The organism is Nitrospirillum amazonense, from assembly GCF_007828035.1.
Taxonomy (GTDB): Bacteria; Pseudomonadota; Alphaproteobacteria; order Azospirillales; family Azospirillaceae; genus Nitrospirillum; species Nitrospirillum amazonense.
This window is the reverse complement of the sequence record NZ_VITV01000016.1, coordinates 29331-49834: the sequence shown is the minus strand read 5'-3', so window position 1 is coordinate 49834 and position 20504 is coordinate 29331. Positions and strand designations below refer to the sequence as shown.

Sequence of the window (20504 nt, the reverse complement as noted above, 5' to 3'; positions counted from 1 at the left end):
CCATGCCTAAAGTGATTTACGTTTCCGCCACCGGCCTCCATACCGTGATCGAGGCTGGTGCCGGCGACAGCGTGATGGAGGCCGCGGTGCGTAATGGCGTTCCCGGCATCGACGCCGAGTGTGGCGGGGCCTGTGCCTGTGCCACCTGTCATGTGATGGTCAGCACGGACTGGCTGTCCCGCCTTCCTCCCGCTGCCGAGGCGGAAAGGACCATGTTGGAATTCGCCGTCGATCCGCAGCCGAATTCCCGCCTGGCGTGCCAGATCCGCCTGACGGCCGAATTGGATGGGCTGGTGGTTCACACGCCGGTGTCGCAACGCTGACATCCTTCCGGTCCGCCGCCATCGGATGCCCGCGGCCTGCACGCCAGGCCGCGGGCATGCTTTTCCCGGATCACCCGGCCAGCAGATCGAGCCGCTCCAGGGGCAGGGGCTGGCCTGCCAGGTGGCTGGCCGCCCGGTAGGCGAAGGTCATGGCCGGCCCCAGGGTGGAACCGGCGCCGGGATAGGCGGGGCCCATGACCGATGCGCTGTTGTTCCCCACGCAATACAGGCCGGGGATGACCACGCCCTGGGCATCCAGCACGCGGGCGTCCCGATCGGTCAACAAGCCCCCCTTGGTGCCGATGTCGCCCGGCCACAGCTGCATCGCATAGAACGGTGCCTGGCTCAGCGGGGCCAAGTTGGGGTTGGGCTTGACGGTGACGTCACCGTAATAGCGGTCGAAGACGTTACCGCCCCGGTCGAAATCCTCATCCTTGCCGGTGCGGGCGAAGGCGGCTATGCGGTCGGCACTGTTCCGCAGGCCTTGGGGGTCGACGCCGATGCGCGTGGCGAGGGCTTCCAATGTCGGGGCTGTCCAGACGACGCTGTCCCACCAGGCCTGGGGTACCTTGCGGTCGGGCATCAGGCTGGTGGGAAGCAGTGGGCCCATGGGATAGCGGGCGCGGAACCGGCCGTCGAAAACGATCCATGCCGGAATGGCGCCGCCCGTCGCTTGGTGGTTGGCGATCATCGCCTGCTGGAATTCCGGATAGGGGCCGGACTCGTCCACGAAGCGCTGACCCAGAGCGTTGACTACCAAACAGCCGGGCAGGGAGCGTTCCACGAAGACGCCACGGAATTTCTCTTCACCGGGGACATTCACCGTGGGCACGCCCCAGCTCAGGTCCATGATGTGGAGGGTCCCGCCGACGGCGGCGCCGGCCCGGATGGCGTCACCGGTGTTGCCGTCGAGCGGGGTCGCCGTCCAGCGGGCGTCAGTCGGTTTGGGAAGGTATTGGTTGCGCATGTCCTGGTTCCGCTCAAAGCCGCCGGCGGCCAGCACGACGCCCCGCTTGGCGACGATGCGCACGTCCTGGCCGCGATGGTGGATCACCGCGCCGGCCACCCGGCCTTCCTGCGTCAGCAGTGACTGAAGCGGGCTGTCCACCCATATGGGGATTTGGCGCTGGCGCGCCGCCCGCAACAATCCGGCGACCAGGGCCTGCCCGCCGGTCATGCGGCGGTCCTTGGATGTCTTAAGCCGCCAGCGTAGGTCCGTGGCGTAGCGCAGGATGTTCTTCAAGACGACGGACACCGAGCCCGGTCCCTGGGACAGGATGGTGTGGGCGTCGAAGGAATTGAGGTTGATGCGCCCGAACAGTGCTTGCCCGGGATTGCCGGGCCGCATCTGGGCGAGGCCCTCCAGGCCAAGCGACGCGGCGTCGAAGTCGGCCGGGTCCATGGTCCGCCCACCGGGGCGGGCGCCCGGGAGGGAAGGGTAGTAATCGGCATACAGCGGCATGCAGCGGTAAGGTACCCCGATGCTGCCAAGATAGCGGGCCATCAGCCTGGCGGTCTCGACATAGGCCAGGATGCGGTCATCGCTGGCCAAGCCCTTGGCGCAAGTCCGCACGTACCGGAAGGCGTCCTCCAGCGTGTCGCGCACACCGGCCTGCGCCTGATCGTCATTACAGGGTATCCAGATGCCGCCGCCGGATATGGCGGAGGTGCCGCCAATCAACGCGGCCTTTTCCACCACCAGAGGCTTCAGGCCCAGGTCGGCGGCCCGCACAGCGGCCATCAGGGCGCCAGCGCCGGACCCGACGATGATGACGTCGACATTCGGCCCCTCGCTCCCGCGGCTGTCGGGTTTGTTGCTCATAAGTCCTCCCATGCTTTTGCTGTTATCTGTCCGGTCACATCCGTCGGGCCTGGAACACCCGATAGGTGCCAGGGCCGCAGAGTGTGGGCACAACCGACGTTATCCGATAATCGCAGAATTATAGGTTAATAGATACGCAGTATGGAGCACAATCGATATTGAAAACGCGTTTCGCGTAGAAAATTGCCATGATAGGATCGCCACGAATAAGCGCCGATGCGCGAAACAGGCAAGGGAGGTTATCGTGGCGAAGACCGTTGAGTATGGGCTGGGGCCGTTCACCTATCCCCGGGGATGGTTCATGGTGGCGGCGGCGCCGGAGGTCACGTCGGTGCCGTCCGCGGTGCGCTTCTTCGGGCAGGACCTGGTATTGTACCGGGGGCAGAGTGGCCGGGCGTACATGGTGGACGCCTATTGCCCCCACATGGGCACCCATCTGGCCAAGAACACGACGTCCTACGTCATTCAGGACGGCCGGCATGTGGAGGGCGATTCCATACGGTGCCCCTATCACGCGTGGCAATTTGGGCCTGACGGCAGATGCACCGAAATCCCTTATTCCAAGGCGCCGATTCCGGCGGCGGCGCGATTGCGCACCTGGGTACTGGAAGAGCGATACGGTTGCCTCTTCACCTGGCACGACCCCGAGGGCGGCGCGCCCGATTTCGACTTGCCGCTGATCCCTGAATGGGATCATCCGTCCTATGTGCACTGGAGCATCGACCAGCTGGGCACGTTGCCCTGCCATCCGCAGGAGATCGTCGACAACATGGCTGACGTGGCCCACCTGGGGCCGACCCACGGTGGACCGGCGGAATATTTCAGCAACGTCATCGACGGTGTCGTGCTGCGGCAGTTCCAAGGGGCGCAGCATCGCAGCCTGGCGCCAGGCTTCATGCTGGAAACGAACACCTTCTACACCGGCCCCGGCGTCCTTTTGTCTTACTTCAACGGTGCCCATGCCGTGATGTACATCGCCCACACGCCGGTGGATGACGGGGTGGTCCGGGCCTGGCACGGCCTTTTGGTCCATTCGGGCAAGGACGTCGCGACCGACGACGATGTCGCCGGCGCCCGGCAGCAGCAGGCTGGCAGCTTGGCTGCCTTGGCCCAGGATTTTGAGATTTGGGCCAACAAGCGCGCTTGCCTGGCCGCCTTGGCCGTTCCCGGAGACGGGGCCTTCTCCAAGCTGCGCCAGTGGTACAAGCAGTTCTATAACCCCAAGGCTGAGGCGGCACGGTTCCAGGCGCAGGCCAACGGCACCTTCGGGGCCCGTGGCTTGCCGCTTACCCGGGCCTGACCATAGGGGTCGGTCGCCAGGGCCGTTCCCCTGGGCGGCCGCCCCTGTCACCGCCGCACCCCGCGCCATAGCGTTTTCCGCCGGTTGAAACTGGGCGGAATTTAAGGCACATCATAGTAAGTGAGTAAATACTTAATAAGATCGGGAGGGTCCCTGCGCCAAGGGCTTACTGCAGGCGGCGCGGGCGGATGACCATGGCACCTTGGCGGCTGCCATGGTGGTGGCGGTGAGACGACCGCCTCTGGTTAAAGTGAGCGGGCGGGAACCGCGAAGCAGGGCCGTCACCTCCGGTCTGTCATCGGCGAACTTTTCAGGCGGAGCGTGTCTTGATGCAGGGCAAGAAAGTAGTCTTCCTCACCGGGGCGTCGGGCAATATGGGGGGAGAAACCCTACGGCAATTGCTGGAGCGCGCCGACCGCTTCCGCGTCAAGGCGCTGGTCTTGCCGAAGGAGCGTGACCATCCTGTCCTGAAACGCTTCAAGGGTCATCCCAACCTGGAAATCGTCTGGGGGGATCTGCGGCATTACCCCGATGTGCTGAATGGTGTGACGGGCGCCGACCAGGTGCTGCACATCGGCGGCTTGGTTTCCCCCATGGCGGATCGTTTGCCGAAGCTGACCATGGAGGTCAACGTCGGTGGCGCGCGCAACATCGTCCAGGCGATCAAGGCGCAGGCGGCACCGGACCGTGTGCGGCTGGTCTATATCGGCACCGTGGCCCAAACCGGTGATCGCCAGACGCCGGTCCATTGGGGGCGCACCGGCGATCCCATCAAGATCAGCAAGTATGACCATTATGCTGTCAGCAAGACCCAGGCGGAAGCCATCGTTGCCGAGTCCGGCCTGAAGCATTGGGTTTCCTTGCGCCAGACCGGGATCGCCCACGCCAATCTTTGGAAAATCCAGGATCCCATCATGTTCCACAGCCCCTTCAACGGGGTACTGGAATGGGTAACCGTGGGGGATTCGGGGCGCCTGGCGGCCAACTTTTGCGAGGACAGCGTCCCGGACCAGGTCTGGCGCAATTTCTATAACATCGGCGGTGGTGGCGACCTGCGGGTGGTCAATCATGAATTCGCGGCGGCGATGTTCAAGGTGCTGGGCTTCTCCGATTTCCGCAAGGTGTTCCAACCCAACTGGTTCGCCACGCAGAACTTCCACGGCCAGTGGTACACCGATTCCGACCGCCTGCAGGAACTGGTCCCCTTCCGCCGGGAGACGCTGGCGGATTTCCTGGCGATCCTGAAGGCCGCGGTGCCGTTCTATGTGCGCTGGGGGGCCCGGCTGGCCGGTGGCGCCGCGCGTAAGCAGATTGAGAAGCTGGCGCGGGGCGAGGGCGGGCCGTTGCATTGGCTGGAACAGGGGGACGAGGCGCACATCAACGCCTATTTCGGCTCACGGGCGCAGTGGCAGCAAATCCCCTCGGACTGGGCCCAGTTTCCGCTAGGCCAGCCGTCGCGCACGCCGTCATACCTCGATCATGGATATGACGAGAACAAGCCCAAGGAGCAGTGGACTGTGTCGGATTTGCGCCAAGCGGCGGAATTCCGGGGCGGTCAGTGCACGGCTGACCATGCGCACGACCCCCACGAACCGGTCGGTTGGCGGTGCGCTGTGGGGCATGAGTTCCAGATGTCGCCCAACCTCATGCTGCGCGGCGGGCACTGGTGCCCGACCTGCATGATTGATCCCGATGGCTATGATGCCGTGGCCCGGCGCAGCCCGTTCTTCGCGCAGGTTTGGCGCCAAGGCCGCTGATTGTTCACTGATTGTTGCAGGGCTTCATGCCGTCGGGTGGGTTATTTCGTCCCAACGGCCCGAAGCGACAGGGCGGCGTCGGCGCCGAGATGCGCCTGGATGACCTCTTCCCGCAAGCCGATGCCCCGGCCGCAGAAAAGGATCATCTGTTCCAGCAGCTGGTCCTCGGTGCCGGCGTACTGGACCAAGTGCGGCTCCCGCATGCGGGCGACGGTGACGTTGGAGCCGAGGTGCTCCAGCATCGCCACGATGTTTATCGGGTCGATGGGGGCTCCCACCAAGTCGCCTGCCGCCCGGGCGCCAGCCAGGGCGTCGATCAATGACGGCAGGCTGAGCCGCAGGGAACGGCGATAGGTCAGACGGGCATAAGTGCCGTCGCCGGCCAGGCTAGCGTAAAGGATGCGGATGGCGTTGGGATTGGGGGTCAGGCTGCCACGCAGGCAGTTGCCGAAATAATTCCGCATCATCGTGACGAGGCCGGTGGCATCCGGGCTGAGTTCCCCCACCGCCTTGAAGGCCTCATTCTGATCCCGGATCAGCTTCCGCAGCACGGAGCGATAAAGCGTTTCCTTCGACGGGAAGTGCCGGAAGATCAGCGCCTCGGAAACCTGGGCCTCGGCCGCGATACGATGGGTTTTCGCGCCATCAAAGCCATGCTCCGCGAAAACCCGGATCGCGGCTTCCAAAATCAAGGCGCGCCGATCGGCACTGAGTAAGCGTTTACGGACCATGCACCGGGTTTAATCCATGTCGGTGCGGAAACAAACGAAAATCGGGACCTGGTTGTACCGCCGGCGAGGTTTTGCGCCCACTGGATGGTCCAGGGATTCCCTCTCTGAGGTCTCTTCGGGCTTAGCTTACACGGGGGAGAATCCGCGCAGCTCGTGCATCCTCGTTAATTGTGGGTCTCCCATCTCCCGATAATCGCGTCATATGCGTTTATGATTGACGATTTGCGTAGTTAGACGTACCAATAAATACGAATGATGATGGTAAATCGGCGGCGTGACGCGTCGAAGCCAACGGGAGGCATCGCATGAACAAGATGGTCGAAGTGCAACGGGACAGGGACGTTCCCACGCCGGGCCAGCTGCTGGACCGGGCCCGGGCCATGCTGCCGGCGCTGCGCGCGCGGGCGGCCGAGGCGGAGCGCGATTGCCGCCTGCCCATGCAAACCGTGGAGGAAATGCGCGAAGCCGGCTTCTTCCGCATCCTGCAGCCCAAGCGCTGGGGCGGGTTCGAAATGGCGCCGCAGGTCTTCTTCGATGTCCAGATGACCCTGGCTGAGGCCTGCATGTCCACCGCCTGGGTGCTGGGCGTGGTCGGCGTGCACCCCTACCAGCTGGCTCTGTTCGATGACCGGGCGCAGGCGGACGTGTGGTCCACCTCGCCGGACACGCTGATCTCATCGTCCTATCAGCCGGTGGGCAAAGTGGAGCGGGTGGAGGGCGGCTTCCGCCTTTCCGGACGCTGGGGATTTTCCAGCGGCTGCCAGCACTGCGACTGGGTGTTCCTGGGGGCCATCGTTCCGCCGCTGAACCCCGGCGACCCCATGGACATGCGCACCTTCCTGTTGCCCCGGTCCGACTATGAGGTGGTGGAGGCCTGGGACACCTTCGGCCTGCGGGGAACGGGCAGCCATGACGTCGTCGTTTCAAACGGCTTCGTCCCGGAACACCGGACCCACAAGGCGTCGGACGGTTTCCTCTGCACCAATCCCGGCCAGACGGTGAACACCGCGCCGCTGTTCGCGCTGCCCTGGGCGCAGGTATTCGTGCGGGCCGTGTCCACGGCGGCGATCGGTGCCACCCAGGGGGCGCTGGACGCCTACCTGGGGATCGTGCGGGAGCGGGTGTCGAGCAACACGGGCAAGGTGTCGCGGACCGACCCCGCGTCCCTGGCGGCGGCGGCCCGCGTCCGTGCCCAGATCGATGAGATGAAGGTGCAACTGGCCGCCAACTTCGATCGTCTGCTCGGCAAGGTGACGGCCGGTGAACCGCTAAGCCTGGAGGAGCGGCTGATGTACCGATATCAGTCGGCCACCATCGTGCCCCGCTGTGCCGGCCTGGTGGACAGCCTCATGCCGCTGCTGGGCGGGCGCGCCATTTATCGCAGCAGCCCCATCATCCGTTTCTGGCTGGACGTCAATGCCGCTCGCGCGCACGTCGCCAACGACCCCAACAATGTCGGGCCCGATCTCGGCGGCGTGCTGCTGGGCGGCGCGCCGGCCGTCCATTTCTGCTGAAGCGGGGGACCACCATGGACTGGCAATTGTCCGGCCGGCATGTACAGGCCGGCGACTATCGACTTTGGGTGGCGGTGGCCGGGTCCGGCCCAACCGTCGTCTTCATCCACGGCAGTGGGCCCGGCGCCAGCGCCGCGTCCAATTTCAGCCGCAACTGGCGGGCCTTCGCCGATGCGGGCTTCCGCGTCATCCTGCCGGATCTGATCGGGTATGGCGCCAGCGACAAGCCCACGCATGTGGACTACACGCTGGACCTCTTCGCCGGCACACTGCGCGCCGCCCTGGCCGAGGTGGGTGTGGAGAGGGCCACGCTGGTCGGCAATTCCCTGGGTGGCGCCATCGCGATGCAGATCGCGCTGGATGATCCGGCGCTGGTGGATCGCCTGGTGATGATGGCGCCGGGCGGCATCGAGACGCGGGAAACCTACTTCGCCATGCCGGGCATCGCCCGCATGGTGGGGGACTTCACCAGTCCGGATTTCACCGAGGCCGATCAGCGCCGCCTGGTGACCAACTTGGTCCATGACCCCGTCCACATCACCGACGCATTGGTGGCGGAACGCTATGCCGTGGCCCGGCAACAGCCCAAGCAGGTGCTGTCCACCATGCGCGTACCCGATCTGAGCCCCCGCCTGGGGGAGCTGACCCAACCCATCCTGGGCTTCTGGGGGACCGAGGACGCCTTCTGCCCGGCCAGCGGCGCCCAGAAGTTCCTGGCGGCCTGCCCGGATGTCCGTTTCATGCTGTTCAACAAGGTCGGCCACTGGGTGATGGTGGAGCGGGCCGGGGAGTTCAACCGCCATGTCATCGACTTCCTCACGCACTGAGAACTGTCCCGCCGAACCCGCACCCGCCGACTTGGTCGAGCGACTGGCCCAGGAACTGTATGGCGCCCTGCGCGGGCGTAGGACGCTGGCTCCCCTGATCGCGCGCCATCCCAGCCTGACCATCGAGGACGCCTACCGGATTTCGTTGGCGACCTTGCGCCGCCGCGAGGCGGATGGCGAGCACGTGGTGGGCAAGAAGATCGGCGTCACCTCCAAGGCCGTCCAGGACATGCTGGGCGTCTTCCAGCCGGACTTCGGCTTCCTGACCGACCGCATGATCGTGGCCGATGGTGCCGTCGTCGACATCGCCGGCGCCGGGCTGATCCAGCCCAGGGCGGAAGCCGAGATCGCCTTCATCCTGAAGCGGGACCTGCGGGGGCCGGGGGTCACGCCGGAGGACGTTCTGGACGCCACCGAGGCGGTGGTGCCTTGCTTCGAGATCGTCGACAGCCGTATTCAGGATTGGCGCATCGGCATCGTCGATACCGTGGCCGACAACGCGTCTTGCGGCGTCTGTGTCCTGGGCGCCGCGCGGGTGCCGCCCCGGGCGCTGGACCTGCCGGCCGTGCGGGTGGTGGTGGAGAAGAACGGGGCCTTTCTCAGCGAGGGTTACGGTTCGGCCGTGCAAGGGTCGCCACAGGCGGCCGTGGCCTGGCTGGCCAACACCCTGGGCGGCTTCGGAGTGTCCCTGAAGGCGGGCGAGATCGTGCTGTCGGGCTCCCTGGTGCCGCTGGAGCCAGCCCGGCCGGGCGACCATTTCGCCATGACGCTGGATGGCATCGGCACGGCGTCCATCACGTTCAAATAACAGACAGTCAGCACGCGGCCGCCGGTCGCGGGGAAGGGAGCGGACTTTGGCCAAGGTCAAGGTAGCGATCATCGGCTCGGGCAATATCGGCACCGACCTGATGGTCAAGATCGTGCGCCGGTCGGCGCACATGGAACTGGCGGCGATGGTCGGGATCGATCCGGCGTCGGAAGGCCTGGAAAGGGCGCGCCGGCTGGGCGTGCGGGCCGTGGACAACGGTATCGGTGGCCTGCGGGAGCTGCCGGACTACGCCGACATCCGCATCGTCTTCGATGCCACCTCGGCCTATGCCCACAAGGCGCATGACGCGGCGCTGCGCGCCGACGGCAAGCGGGTGGTGGATCTCACGCCGGCGGCCCTGGGCCCCTTCACCGTGCCGGCGGTGAACATGGCGACCCATTTGGACGCGCCCAACGTCAATATGGTCACCTGCGGCGGCCAGGCCACCATCCCGATCGTCGCGGCAGTGTCGCGGGTGGCGCCGGTGCCCTATGCCGAAATCGTGGCGTCGGTCTCCAGCCGGTCCGCCGGTCCCGGCACTCGGGCCAACATCGACGAGTTCACTCGCACGACGGCGCGCGGCATCGAACTGGTGGGCGGGGCGCAGCGTGGCAAGGCCATCATCATCATGAACCCGGCCGAGCCGCCCATGATCATGCGCGACACGGTCTATACCCTGAGCCTGGGCGAAGATGAGGACGCCGTCCGCCGGTCGGTGGAAGACATGGTCCAGGCGGTGCAGCGGTATGTGCCCGGCTATCGGCTGAAGCAGGAAGTCCAGTTCGAGCGCTATGGCGATAACAACCGGTTGAAGATTCCGGGGCTGGGCGAGTTCACCGGCCTCAAGACCTCCGTCTTCCTGGAGGTGGAGGGGGCCGGCCATTACCTGCCGCCCTATGCCGGAAACCTGGACATCATGACGGCGGCGGCGGAGGCGACAGGCAACCTGATCGCCCAGCGCTTGGAAGGGGGCGTGGCATGAAGAACCCGCAGGGGGAAAAGATCTACATCCAGGACGTGACCCTGCGCGACGGCATGCACGCCATCCGCCACATGTACGGCCTGGACCATGTGCGGGCCATTGCCCGGGCGCTGGATCGCGCCGGCGTGGACGCCATCGAGGTGGCGCACGGTGACGGCCTGAATGGCACCAGCTTCAACTACGGCTTCGGCGCCCATACCGACTGGGAGTGGATCGAGGCGGTGGCCGAGGTATTGGAGCGGTCGGTGTTGACCACCCTGCTGCTGCCCGGCGTGGGCACGGTGGAGGAGTTGAAGCGCGCCTATGGGCTGGGTGTCCGCTCGGTACGGGTGGCCACCCACTGCACCGAGGCCGACGTGGCCAAGCAGCATATCGGGGCCGCCCGCGACCTGGGCATGGACGTGTCCGGCTTTCTGATGATGTCGCACATGATCGAGCCCGAGGCGCTGGCCGCCCAGGCGAAGCTGATGGAATCCTACGGTGCGCATTGCGTTTATGTGGTGGACAGCGGGGGGGCCTTGGACATGGACGGCGTCGCCGCCCGGCTCCAGGCCTATGACCGGGTGCTGAAGCCCGAGACGCAACGCGGCATGCATGCCCACCACAACCTGTCGCTGGGCGTGGCCAATTCGCTGGTGGCCGTCCAGAACGGCGCCGTGCGTATCGACGCCAGCTTGGCCGGCATGGGGGCCGGCGCCGGCAACGCCCCCCTTGAGGTGTTCATCGCCGCCGCCGACCGCAAGGGGTGGAAGCACGGCTGCGAGCTCTATCCCCTCATGGACGCGGCGGAAGACCTGGTGCGCCCGCTGCAGGATCGCCCCGTGCGGGTGGATCGCGAGACGCTAAGCCTGGGCTATTCCGGCGTCTATTCCAGCTTCCTTCGCCATGCGGAGGCCGCCGCCAAGACCTATGGAGTCGATGCGCGCGTGGTGCTGGCGGAACTGGGGCGCCGGCGCATGGTGGGCGGTCAGGAAGACATGATCGTCGACGTGGCGTTGGACATCCTGAAGGCGCGCGAGACGCGGGCCGCGACGTGAGACGCATGGGGGCGGGGAGGGCAAGATGACCGGAGAGGAGAGGCCGGGCTCTCCCGGCTGGCATTCCGCTGTCGAGGCGCCGCTGACGGTCGCGGACGCGAGCGAGGTGCGCTGGGACGCGGAAGCGGACCTGGTGGTGGTCGGCTACGGTGGTGCCGGCGTCGCCGCGGCGGTGGAGGCCGCGGAACGAGGGGCGTCCGTTATCGCCGTCGACCGCTATCACGGCGGCGGCGCCACGGCCATGAACGGCGGCGTGCTGTACGCCGGCGGCGGCACCTCGGTGCAGCAGGAAGCCGGCGTCGAGGACACGGTGGAGGATATGTACCGCTATCTGCGCCGGGAAACGGAGGGGGTGGTGTCCGACCGCACCTTGCACCGGTTCTGCGCGGAAAGCCCCGAGATGGTGGAGTGGTTGAAGGCCCACGGCGTGGCGTTCAACAGCCGGGTCTATTGGGAAAAGACCAGCTACCCCCATTCCGACTATTACCTCTACCACTCCGACAGCTGCCTGGCCCCCGAGCATGCCGCCGTGGCCAAGCCGGCGCCGCGTGGGCATCGGGTGTTCATGCCCGCCGCCAACACCGCCGTCGGATACGGTGTCGGCTTGTACTACCCCCTGCAGGCGGCGGCTGCCGGGTTGGGGGTGCGGCTATGGACCAAGGCAGAGTGCCGGCAACTGGTGGTGGACCGTCATGGCCATGTCCTTGGCGTGCGGGTCCTGCATATTCCGCCGAGGACCATGGACGCCATCGAGTATGAGCGGCTGGCGGCGAAGGGCACGAAGTACATGCTCATGTTCCCGCCGTCGTTCCCAGGGGCCGGCTTCGCCAACTGGCGGGCATCCCGCTTGTGGGAGAGGGCGCGCGCCATTGAGCGGACCGGCCGGGTGGAATGCTTTATCCACGCCCGGAAAGGGGTTTGTCTCAGCACGGGCGGCTTCATCTTCAACCGGCCGATGGTGGCCCACCATGCGCCAGCCTATGTCCAGGGCATGCCCCTGGGGTCGCCTGGGGATGATGGCAGCGGCATCCGCCTGGGGCAGACGGTGGGGGGCGCCGTCGCGCGCATGAACCATGTCAGCGCTTGGCGCTTCATCAATCCGCCTCTGGCCTGGGCCCATGGCGTCATCGTCGACAGGCGGGGAGAGCGCTACGTCAATGAGATGCTGTATGGCGCCGCCATCGGCCAGAAGATGTGCGAGGAGCGCGGGGGGCGGGCTTACCTGATCCTGGACCAGCAACTCTATGACCAGGCTTGGCAGCAGGTCACCCGCGGGAAGGTGCTGCCTTTTCAGAAATATCCCGCGATGCTGGCCATGCGTTTCGGCCGCCGCAAGGCACGCACGCTGGCCGCCCTGGCGGAGCGTTGCGGCTTTGACCCCGCCACGCTGGATCGCACAGTGACCCGATACAACCAGGCGGCCCGTGGAATCGTGTCCGACGCGTTCAACAAGGGCGCTGACAACATGGCCGTCCTGGAACGCGGGCCGTTCTATGCACTGGACATGTCCATCGATGCCAAGCTGGCGCCGCTGCCCACGCTGACCCTGGGGGGACTGACCGTGGACGAGGACACCGGTGCCGTCCTGAACAGCCAAGGCCGTGCCATTCCCGGCCTCTATGCCGCTGGCCGCGCTGCGGTGGGCATATGCTCTAATCTCTACGTCAGCGGCCTATCCGCCGCCGACTGCATCTTCTCCGGTCGTCGGGTCGGGGCGGTGATGGGCCAGGTGGTGGCGGAGCAGACAGGGACCTGACCGCTGCCACGGATGGTCGGTAATCCGTCTGCGAGGGGTCAGCGCACGATGGCGGGGTGGGGAATGCGCGGACTGCCCAGCATGTCCCGGTAGGAGGGCGGCTGTTTGCCGCCGGCATCGCGGATGCCGTAGCGTGCCGCCAACTCGGCGCCGATCTGCGTGCTGCCGGATAATTCCATGCGGTTGGGATCGGCGTGGACGGCTGCGATCAGGCGGCCGGTGAATTCCGGCGTCTCCGCCTGTTCCATGAAGGACGCGTATTGGTCCGGGCGCTGTTCCAGGGTGCGGGCCGTCCGCGCGGTCAGCAGCGGCCCCATCCAGAGGGAGAGCGTGGCCACGCCGTGCGGTGCCAAGTCCACCCCCATGTCGGCCGCGAACTTGTCCACCCCGGCCTTCTGGGCCCCGTAGGCTGGCCCATGCATATAGCAGACAGACCCGAAGGACGAGGTGAAGGCGATCAGCCCGCCGCCGGTGGCGATCATCAAGGGGGCCGCGTGGTAGCTGGCCACGTAGTGGGAGCGCAAGCCTACCGTCAGGATATCCGCCAGCTCCCGCGGCCGTTCCCAGAAGCCGCCGGGGCTGGCCAGGGCATCGTGCAGGGCGGTGGCGTTGTTCACCAGGATATCCAAGCGTCCTTGGTCATTCCGGACCCGATCGAACAGCGACGCCACCTGGTCGTCATCCCCGTGATCGACGGCCACGGGAATGCCGATGCCGCCGGCGGCCGTAACCTCCGCGGCGACGGCGCCAATGGTGCCGGGCAGTGCCGCCGCCCCTTCCACGGTCGTCCGGCCGGTGACGTAGACGGTATAACCGGCTGCGCCCAGCGCACGCGCGATGCCGGCACCCGCACCCCGGCTGGCGCCGGTCACTACAGCGACTTTGCCCACGGGCATCCCGTCAACCTCCCTGTCAGGGTCACGCGGTGGCGAGAGCCGCAAGCTCAGCGGCCGATAGCGTCAGGGCGGTGGCGCGGGCGCTCTCCGCCAACTGCTCGGGCTTGCTGGCGCCGATGATGGGAACAGTCAGGTGGGGCTGCGACGTCAGATAGGCCAGCGCCGCCGTGTTCAGGCCGACACCGTGAATTTCAGCCACCCGCGTCAGCGCCGCCAAGCGATGCCGGTTGGCCTCGTTGACGTACATGGCCTTCAGGTCATCGGGCAGGCCCTGCTCGCCGCTGGCCGCCAGCTTGGTGAAGAAGCCGCGGCTCTGGCCGGAATAGGGAACCATGGCCAGGCCAGCGGCGTGCACGGGCTGAAAGCCGTCCTCATAATAGGGACCGTAGCCCGAGACAGCCGCGACCTCGCGGTTGGGGACCGCCAAGCCCCAGAAGGGCTGGCAGGCGATAAAGCCGTCATGGCCGATCGCCTGGGCGTAGGCGCGTGCCTCCTCCAGGCGCGCCGGGGACCAGTTGGAGGCGCCGAACTGGCGAATGCGCCCGGCCTGCTGGTGTTCGATCAGCGCGTCGACCAGGGCGCCCACAGGCTGGGTGTCGTCGTCGGTATGCAGCCAATAAAGATCGATATAGTCGGTCTGCAGGTGGTCCAGGCTTTCAGCCAAGTCGCTGGCGATGTCCTCAGGGTTCACCCGCTTGCGATAATCCATGACCTTGAGGTCGAAGAACCCGCCCTTGGTGGCCAGGACGATGTCCTGACGCCGGCGTCCCTTCATCCAGGCGCCCACCGCCCGTTCGCTGGCGCCCTTGGGCGCGTCGGGAATCCAGTCGCCGTAAGACCGGGCGGTGTCGATGAAGTTGCCGCCCAGCGCGGCGAAGGCATCCAGTAAGGCGTTGGCCCGGACCTGGTCGACCGCCGTTCCGAACATGTTGGTGCCGAGGCACAGCCGGCTGACGGCGGGCAGGGCGGAATGAAGCGCGACACGTTCGAGCATGGGATCACCTTCTGATGAGGCTGGCTGAGCAGGGTCTGGTCGGATGGCGGCGTAGTCGGGGGTGGGGGAGCGTGACCTGGCCGGTGCCGCAGCGCCGCGGCTCGGTTGTCCCAGGTTGCCTGTCGTGTACGGGGACGGACACCCTCCCAGGCGGTCCGTTTATCCGCTCACATCCTGGCGCTCCCCCAAGGCGAGACTATAGTCTGTATGCGTATTTTTAAAAGGAAAAAACTACGCAAATTATGATGCAATGAGCTGATGGGGTGCGCTTTATTCACTGGCCCACGAAGGTTGGTGCGCGTTTCCCCAACATGGCGGCGATGGCCTCCTTGTGATCCGCAGTCGCATGGGCCAAGGCCTGCATGGTCGCGGACAGGTCCAGCACGGTCTCCAGGTTGCTGTCGCGCGCTTTCTGCAGCAGGCGCTTGGTCATGCGCACGGCATGCGGGGGATTGCAAGCGATGCGCTGTGCCAGCACCCGGGCGTGGTCCAGCAGCTCGGCATCCGGGACGATCTTGGAAACCAAGCCGCAAGCCAGCGCTTCAGCGGCGTCGATGGCGTCGCCGGTCAGGGCCATTTCGCTGGCTTTGGCGAAGCCCACGACCCGGGGCAGCAACCAGGCCCCGCCGTCGCCGGGCACGATGCCCAGCTTGACGAAGCTTTCGGCAAAGCGGGCGCTCTGTCCGGCGATACGCAGGTCGCACATGCAGGCCAAGTCACAGCCGGCGCCGATGGCCGGGCCGTTGACGGCGGCGATGACGGGTACGTCCAGCGCCGCGAACGCCAGCGGTAGCCGCTGGATGCCGTGCTTGTAGTTGCGCCGCGTCTGGGCGGGCAAAGGATCATTCACGCCGCCTTGTTCGCCCATCTTCTTCAGGTTGCCGCCGGAGGAGAACGCGCTTCCGGCGCCAGTCAGGATGGCGACCCGCACCGTCAGGTCAGCCTCGATCCGCGCCAGGACGGCCAGGATCGCCTCGATCATGTCGGGGTCGGAGATGGGATTGCGGGTCTCGGGGCGATTGAGGGTGATAAGGGCGATGCCCTCGCTCTGCTCGAATAGAACCGGTTCGGACATGGGGATTCCCTGGTTGGGTCAGCGCAGGCCCAGGCCGCGTGCGATGATGCCGCGAAGGATTTCCCGCGTTCCGCCGCGAAGCGAGAAGGCGGGCGCGTTCAGGATGGCGTAGCCCTGCACCGCCTGGAAGATGTCGTCCGATCCCAGCATCGGCTCCGTCGCCACCAGTTGGCGGGCCAGTTCGGGAATTTCCTGTTCCACGATGGCGCCGAGGTCCTTGACCAGGGCGGCTTGCAATGCCGGGTTCGCCCCTTCCTGCAACAGGCCGGCCACCGATCGGGACAAACGCCGCAGCACCGCGAGATGGCTGCCCAGGCGGCCCAGCACGGCCAGCGCCTGGTCGGACGGATCAGTTCCCAGCGCCCGGATCAATTCGACCAGTAGCACGAAGGTCGACAGGAAGCGCTCCGGCCCGCTGCGCTCATAGGCTAGTTCGCCCATCACCTGGTTCCAGCCGTTGCCCTCCGTGCCTAGCAAGGCGCTGGCGGGTAGCGGCGCATCCTCGAACACCACTTCGTTGAAGTGCCGCTCACCCGACAGGTCGGCGATGGGGCGGATGGTGATGCCCGGCAACGTCAGGTCCACCAGAAACTGGCTGGTGCCGCCGTGCCGATCGTCGACACCGCCGGTACGGCAATAGAGGATCATGTAGTGGGACTTGTGGGCGTAGGTGGTCCACAGCTTGGTGCCGTTGACCCGCCAACCGTCCTGGGTCCTTACGGCGCGCGTGCGCACGGCCGCGAGGTCGGATCCGGAGTCAGGCTCGCTCATGCCGATGCAGAAAAAGCATTCGCCGGCGGCGATGCGGGGCAGGAGGTGGCGCTTCTGCTCCTCGGTCCCCTCCTTCAGCAACAGGGGGCCGCTTTGCCGGTCGGCGATCCAATGGGCGGCTACGGGCGCGCCGGCGGCCAACAGCTCTTCCAGAACGATGTAGCGCTCCAGCGCGCTCCGCTCCCGGCCGCCATATTCCTTGGGCCAGGTCATGCCGATCCAGCCGCGTTGTCCCAGCTTACGGCTGAAATCGGCATCGTATCCGCTCCAGGACTTGATGCGCTGGGACGCGGGACGGCTGGCCAGCTCCTCGGCCAGGAACTGGCGCACCTCGGCCCGCAAGTCGTCCGCGCCTGGCGGGTGGATGGGGGGCGGGAATGCGAAATGGGACATGATGGTTCCTTGGGTCGGCCGGGCCTAAAGGGTGGTGAGCAGGGGCCAGAGCCCCTCAGGGCCCGCGGCGGCCATGCGCCGGCCGATCAGGCGCTGCCAATGGGCGTCGTTGCCGAACTCATCCCGCCATGACCACAGGCGCTTGGTCAGGAAATGCAGGGCGTGCTCATGGGTGAAGCCGATGGCGCCATGAACCTGGTGGGCGATAGCGGCGATCATCCCCGCCGCCTCGCCGGCCCGGGCCTTGCCGATGGCAACCGGAAGGGGGTCGGCTCCTCCTGGTTGGGAATAGGCGTCCAGATAGCCCGCGGCCAGGTCGGCGGCACCCTTTGTGGCGGCGACCTGGCCCGCCATCAGGGCCAAGGATTGCTGAACGGCCTGGAATTTGCCGATGGGCCGGCCGAACTGGCTGCGCTCGTTGGCGTAGGCCACGGTCATGTCCAGGACGCGGGCGGCGGCGCCCGCCAAGGCCGCGGTGCGGAACGCCGCGCCCAAGGCCAGGGGGTGGCAAATCGTGATGCCGGCCGGCAGCGGGGCGACGGCATCCCCGGGCAACTCCAAATCCACCTCCAGCCGATCGCGCGGCTCCAGCGCCAGATTGCGGCCGGGCAGCGGCGTGACGTCCGATCGGGCGACACGGGCGGCAAGCACCTGGCCCTCAGCCTCCGCAACGATGACGATGTCACCGGCGATGCTGGCCCAGGGCACACGCTCGGCCCCACCATGGAGGTGCCAGCCAGCCCCCCGCCGCTCCAGGGTGAAGCGGTCGCCGGGCCGGGCGGGTGCCAGGGTGGCCGGTCCCTCGGCCAAAGGCAGGCCGGCATCGGCCAGCAGACGGTTGGCCAGCATGGTTTCCGCCAAAGGAACTGGCAGGGCGGTGGTCGCGGCGCTGGCGACCAGCCCAGCGGCGTCGGCCGCCTCCAATCCAACGCCGCCCGCCTCCTCCGGCACCAGGGCCAGGGGCAATCCCATCATCTGCACCCGGTCCCAGGCCGGCTGGTCCCAAACTCCGGCTTCGGCCTCATAAAGCCGGGCCGGGGTCGCCAAGTCGGCGAACAACCGGGCCGACATGTCCCGCACGATTTCACTGGTCTCGTTCACCGTCGCCGCCCCCCGTCGCGTCAGGATGCCTGGAGGGACAGGCGGGGTGGGGCGACGCCGGCGATCTCGCAGGCGTAGTCCAGCAGAGCGGAGAAATCCCGGCCCGCATAGTCGCCCCCCCGCGCCGCGCCCAAGGCGGACGCGGCCGCCTGACCGACCGGCAGGCCCAGGCGCTGCTGTGATGCCGCGGCCAGGGCCAGCATCAGATCCTTGTGCGCCAGATCGATGGTGAACCCGGGCGCCGTGTCGCCCTTCAACACCTTGCTGGGGAAGTTGATCATGAGCTGGCCGTTGGTGGCGGTGGTGCCGCCGGCGACGTCGCGCATGGTCGCCACATTCAGTCCCAGCTTCGTGCCCAGCAGCAGGGCTTCCGCCGTCAGTTGCGCTCCCACGATGGCCAGGTAATTGTTCACGATCTTGGTGCGCGTGCCGCTGCCCTCCGGTCCGCAGCGCAGGATGGAGGTGCCCATGGCCTGCAACAGGGGCAGGGCGCGGGCATGGCCCTCATCACTGGCACCCACCATAAACAGGGATTCGCCGCGCTCGGCATGGCTGACCAGGCGGCCGACGGGGGCGTCGACGAAGGTCTGGCCTTTCCGGCGGCAGGCGTCCGCCACGTCATCCGTGGTCGCGGGGTCGATGGTGCTCATGTCGATCACCAGGCCGCCGGTGCGCAGATGGGCCAGCACACCATCGGGACTCAGCATGACGCTACGGACATGAGGGGGGGCGGGCAGCATGGTGATGACGATACCGGCTTCACGGACAGCGTCGGCCAGGCTGCCAGCCGGCTTGGCGCCCACCGCCACCAGGGCGTCGAGCTTGGCGCGGTCAAGGTCGAAGCCGATGACGGGAAAGCCCTTGCGGACCAGATTGCTGGCCATGGGCAGCCCCATGGCGCCAAGGCCGATGAAGGCGATGGTGTCGGTCATGTCGTTGACCTCCTTTCAAGGATGGGCCGGATGGCGGCCGGGGGCGGTTCAGTCGACGACCCCGTGGTTGACGTAGGTGGTCTTGCCCTCGGTGAAGAATTCGATAGCGGCGCTGCCCTGTTCGCGTCCGCCATAACCCGAGGCGCCGCGGCCGCCGAACGGCACGTGGTAGTCTATGCCGGCGGTGGGGGCGTTCACCATCACCAGGCCGGCATGGGACCGGCGGCGGAAGGCTTCGGCGGCGGAGAGCGAGCGGGTGACCACGCCGCTGGACAGGGCGTGTTCGCTGTCGTTGGCGATCGCGATCGCGTGGTCCAGGTCGTCAGCGGATATGACGCAGGCCACGGGCCCGAAAACCTCGTCACGATTGATGCGCATGGCGTTGTTGGTGCCGACGAACAGTGCCGGTTCCATGAACCAGCCCGGCCGGTCCAGGCGCTTGCCCCCGCAGGCCAGTTCAGCCCCCTCGGTCCGGGCTTCCGCGACATAGCCCAGGTTCTTCTGCAACTGGCCCTCGTTGACCACCGGGCCCATGTCGGTTTCAGGCGCCATGGGGTCGCCCACCCGCAGGCCCCGGGTCCTGGCGACCAGGCGTTCGACGAAGGCGTCGTGGACATGGCGATGGACGATGATGCGGCTGGTGGCTGTGCAGCGCTGGCCCGTTGAGTGGAAGGCCCCCTGCACGGCGATGCCGGCCGCCAGATCGAGGTCGGCGTCGTCCAGCACCACCAGCGGGTTCTTGCCGCCCAGCTCCAACTGGACCTTGATGCGTCGGGGGACGCTGCGGGCCAGGATGTCCTGCCCCACCCCTGGCGAGCCGGTGAAGCTGATGGCATCCGCGCCATCCACCAGCGCCGGGCCGAGACGAGACCCGGGACCCATCACCAGGTTGAAGACGCCGGCCGGCAGCCCGGCCTGGTGCAGCAGGTTGGCCAATTCCCAGGCGCAGGCGGGCGTGACGTCCGATGGCTTCAGGACGACGGTATTGCCGTAGGCCAGCGCGTAGGCCGTCTTCCAGGCCGGCAGGGCCATGGGGAAGTTCCAGGGCGTTATCAGGCCCACAACGCCGACCGGTTCCCGGCTTACGACCACTGTCATGCCATCGCGCAGGCCGGGCAGGCTCTCACCACCGGCGCGCAGCGGCTCGCCCGCCGCGTAGTGGAAAATCTGGGCACTGCGCCGCACCTCGCCGATACCCTCCCGCAGGGTCTTGCCTTCCTCCCGCGTCAACAGGGCACCCAATTCCTCGGCGCGGGCATGGAGCAGGTCACCCGTCCGGCGCAGGATGTCCGACCGCGTCTGCGGGTTGGTGGCCGCCCAGGCCGGTGCTGCGGCACGCGCGGCGGCAATCGCTTCGGCGGCCTGGTCCGGGCTGGCGCAGGCGTAGTGTCCGATCACGTCGTCGGGGTTGGCCGGGTTGGAATTGGGCGTGAGACGGATGCCCGCCACTTGCCGCCCGCCAATCCAGTTCAGCTTTTCCATGAT

General features: G+C 66.9%; 18 protein-coding genes. 9 read left to right on the top strand and 9 right to left on the bottom strand.

Annotated features, from left to right (window positions below):
• The first annotated feature begins 2 nt into the window (after positions 1-2).
• Positions 3-323, top strand: coding sequence for a 2Fe-2S iron-sulfur cluster-binding protein (locus tag FBZ87_RS26905; RefSeq protein ID WP_145613663.1), 321 nt, complete (start codon positions 3-5; stop codon positions 321-323).
• A gap of 70 nt (positions 324-393) precedes the next feature.
• Here the strand turns inward: FBZ87_RS26905 and FBZ87_RS26900 are convergent, their stop codons facing one another.
• Positions 394-2145 (bottom strand): FAD-binding protein, encoded by a 1752-nt coding sequence (locus FBZ87_RS26900; RefSeq protein WP_145613662.1) that lies wholly within the window; start codon positions 2143-2145, stop codon positions 394-396.
• 244 nt (positions 2146-2389) lie between these two features.
• On the opposite strand from FBZ87_RS26900, the gene FBZ87_RS26895 reads away from it, so the two are divergent.
• Positions 2390-3445, top strand: a complete 1056-nt coding sequence (locus FBZ87_RS26895) for a 3-ketosteroid-9-alpha-monooxygenase, oxygenase component (RefSeq protein ID WP_145613661.1) — start codon at positions 2390-2392, stop codon at positions 3443-3445.
• Positions 3446-3774: 329 nt separating this feature from the next.
• Positions 3775-5202, top strand: coding sequence for an NAD-dependent epimerase/dehydratase family protein (locus FBZ87_RS26890; protein ID WP_145613660.1), 1428 nt, complete (start codon positions 3775-3777; stop codon positions 5200-5202).
• 41 nt (positions 5203-5243) lie between these two features.
• Here FBZ87_RS26890 and FBZ87_RS26885 read toward each other — a convergent pair whose 3' ends face one another.
• Positions 5244-5888, bottom strand: coding sequence for a TetR/AcrR family transcriptional regulator (locus FBZ87_RS26885; protein WP_186455011.1), 645 nt, complete (start codon positions 5886-5888; stop codon positions 5244-5246).
• Between the two features lie 350 nt (positions 5889-6238).
• Between FBZ87_RS26885 and FBZ87_RS26880 the strand changes: the two genes are divergently transcribed.
• The 6 genes from FBZ87_RS26880 to FBZ87_RS26855 are packed head-to-tail and all read left to right on the top strand — an operon-like array spanning position 6239 to position 12857.
• Positions 6239-7447: an acyl-CoA dehydrogenase family protein gene (locus FBZ87_RS26880; RefSeq protein WP_211107233.1), complete on the top strand. Its 1209-nt coding sequence runs from the start codon at positions 6239-6241 to the stop codon at positions 7445-7447.
• Between the two features lie 14 nt (positions 7448-7461).
• Positions 7462-8274, top strand: a complete 813-nt coding sequence (locus FBZ87_RS26875) for an alpha/beta fold hydrolase (RefSeq protein ID WP_145613658.1) — start codon at positions 7462-7464, stop codon at positions 8272-8274.
• Positions 8249-9082, top strand: coding sequence for a fumarylacetoacetate hydrolase family protein (locus FBZ87_RS26870; protein ID WP_145613657.1), 834 nt, complete (start codon positions 8249-8251; stop codon positions 9080-9082). Before FBZ87_RS26875 ends, FBZ87_RS26870 begins: the two co-directional genes overlap by 26 nt.
• A 46-nt stretch (positions 9083-9128) precedes the next feature.
• A complete protein-coding gene (locus tag FBZ87_RS26865) occupies positions 9129-10064 on the top strand; it encodes an acetaldehyde dehydrogenase (acetylating) (protein WP_145613656.1) in 936 nt (311 codons plus the stop codon).
• On the top strand, positions 10061-11101 hold the full coding sequence (gene dmpG, locus FBZ87_RS26860; RefSeq protein WP_145613655.1) for a 4-hydroxy-2-oxovalerate aldolase: 1041 nt from the start codon (positions 10061-10063) through the stop codon (positions 11099-11101). Before FBZ87_RS26865 ends, dmpG begins: the two co-directional genes overlap by 4 nt.
• A 25-nt stretch (positions 11102-11126) precedes the next feature.
• Positions 11127-12857: an FAD-binding protein gene (locus FBZ87_RS26855; protein WP_145613654.1), complete on the top strand. Its 1731-nt coding sequence runs from the start codon at positions 11127-11129 to the stop codon at positions 12855-12857.
• A 38-nt stretch (positions 12858-12895) separates the two neighbouring features.
• Here FBZ87_RS26855 and FBZ87_RS26850 read toward each other — a convergent pair whose 3' ends face one another.
• From FBZ87_RS26850 to FBZ87_RS26820, 7 genes are all read right to left on the bottom strand, one after another.
• Positions 12896-13753 (bottom strand): SDR family NAD(P)-dependent oxidoreductase, encoded by an 858-nt coding sequence (locus FBZ87_RS26850; protein ID WP_145613653.1) that lies wholly within the window; start codon positions 13751-13753, stop codon positions 12896-12898.
• A gap of 22 nt (positions 13754-13775) precedes the next feature.
• The gene (locus FBZ87_RS26845; RefSeq protein ID WP_145613652.1) at positions 13776-14747 is read right to left on the bottom strand and encodes an aldo/keto reductase; all 972 of its coding nucleotides are present in this window, start codon (positions 14745-14747) and stop codon (positions 13776-13778) included.
• A gap of 274 nt (positions 14748-15021) precedes the next feature.
• Positions 15022-15822, bottom strand: coding sequence for a crotonase/enoyl-CoA hydratase family protein (locus FBZ87_RS26840; RefSeq protein WP_145613651.1), 801 nt, complete (start codon positions 15820-15822; stop codon positions 15022-15024).
• A gap of 18 nt (positions 15823-15840) precedes the next feature.
• Positions 15841-16986 carry an acyl-CoA dehydrogenase family protein gene (locus FBZ87_RS26835; protein ID WP_145613650.1) on the bottom strand — a complete coding sequence of 382 codons (1146 nt, stop codon included), beginning with the start codon at positions 16984-16986 and terminating at the stop codon, positions 15841-15843.
• 24 nt (positions 16987-17010) lie between these two features.
• A complete protein-coding gene (locus FBZ87_RS26830) occupies positions 17011-18087 on the bottom strand; it encodes an acyl-CoA dehydrogenase family protein (protein WP_145613649.1) in 1077 nt (358 codons plus the stop codon).
• A gap of 20 nt (positions 18088-18107) precedes the next feature.
• Positions 18108-19019 carry an NAD(P)-dependent oxidoreductase gene (locus FBZ87_RS26825; RefSeq protein ID WP_145613648.1) on the bottom strand — a complete coding sequence of 304 codons (912 nt, stop codon included), beginning with the start codon at positions 19017-19019 and terminating at the stop codon, positions 18108-18110.
• Between the two features lie 48 nt (positions 19020-19067).
• A complete protein-coding gene (locus tag FBZ87_RS26820) occupies positions 19068-20501 on the bottom strand; it encodes an aldehyde dehydrogenase family protein (protein WP_145613647.1) in 1434 nt (477 codons plus the stop codon).
• Positions 20502-20504 lie beyond the last annotated feature (3 nt).

What these genes read in the sequence shown, in the direction of transcription:
- FBZ87_RS26850 (WP_145613653.1), bottom strand. Translation starts at nt 13,753, where the DNA reads ATGCCCGTGGGCAAAGTCGCTGTAGTGACCGGCGCCAGCCGGGGTGCG.
- FBZ87_RS26880 (WP_211107233.1), top strand. Translation starts at nt 6,239, where the DNA reads ATGAACAAGATGGTCGAAGTGCAACGGGACAGGGACGTTCCCACGCCG.
- FBZ87_RS26820 (WP_145613647.1), bottom strand. Translation starts at nt 20,501, where the DNA reads ATGGAAAAGCTGAACTGGATTGGCGGGCGGCAAGTGGCGGGCATCCGT.
- FBZ87_RS26900 (WP_145613662.1), bottom strand. Translation starts at nt 2,145, where the DNA reads ATGAGCAACAAACCCGACAGCCGCGGGAGCGAGGGGCCGAATGTCGAC.
- dmpG (WP_145613655.1), top strand. Translation starts at nt 10,061, where the DNA reads ATGAAGAACCCGCAGGGGGAAAAGATCTACATCCAGGACGTGACCCTG.
- FBZ87_RS26855 (WP_145613654.1), top strand. Translation starts at nt 11,127, where the DNA reads ATGACCGGAGAGGAGAGGCCGGGCTCTCCCGGCTGGCATTCCGCTGTC.
- FBZ87_RS26840 (WP_145613651.1), bottom strand. Translation starts at nt 15,822, where the DNA reads ATGTCCGAACCGGTTCTATTCGAGCAGAGCGAGGGCATCGCCCTTATC.
- FBZ87_RS26905 (WP_145613663.1), top strand. Translation starts at nt 3, where the DNA reads ATGCCTAAAGTGATTTACGTTTCCGCCACCGGCCTCCATACCGTGATC.
- FBZ87_RS26835 (WP_145613650.1), bottom strand. Translation starts at nt 16,986, where the DNA reads ATGTCCCATTTCGCATTCCCGCCCCCCATCCACCCGCCAGGCGCGGAC.
- FBZ87_RS26825 (WP_145613648.1), bottom strand. Translation starts at nt 19,019, where the DNA reads ATGACCGACACCATCGCCTTCATCGGCCTTGGCGCCATGGGGCTGCCC.
- FBZ87_RS26875 (WP_145613658.1), top strand. Translation starts at nt 7,462, where the DNA reads ATGGACTGGCAATTGTCCGGCCGGCATGTACAGGCCGGCGACTATCGA.
- FBZ87_RS26890 (WP_145613660.1), top strand. Translation starts at nt 3,775, where the DNA reads ATGCAGGGCAAGAAAGTAGTCTTCCTCACCGGGGCGTCGGGCAATATG.
- FBZ87_RS26845 (WP_145613652.1), bottom strand. Translation starts at nt 14,747, where the DNA reads ATGCTCGAACGTGTCGCGCTTCATTCCGCCCTGCCCGCCGTCAGCCGG.
- FBZ87_RS26870 (WP_145613657.1), top strand. Translation starts at nt 8,249, where the DNA reads ATGTCATCGACTTCCTCACGCACTGAGAACTGTCCCGCCGAACCCGCA.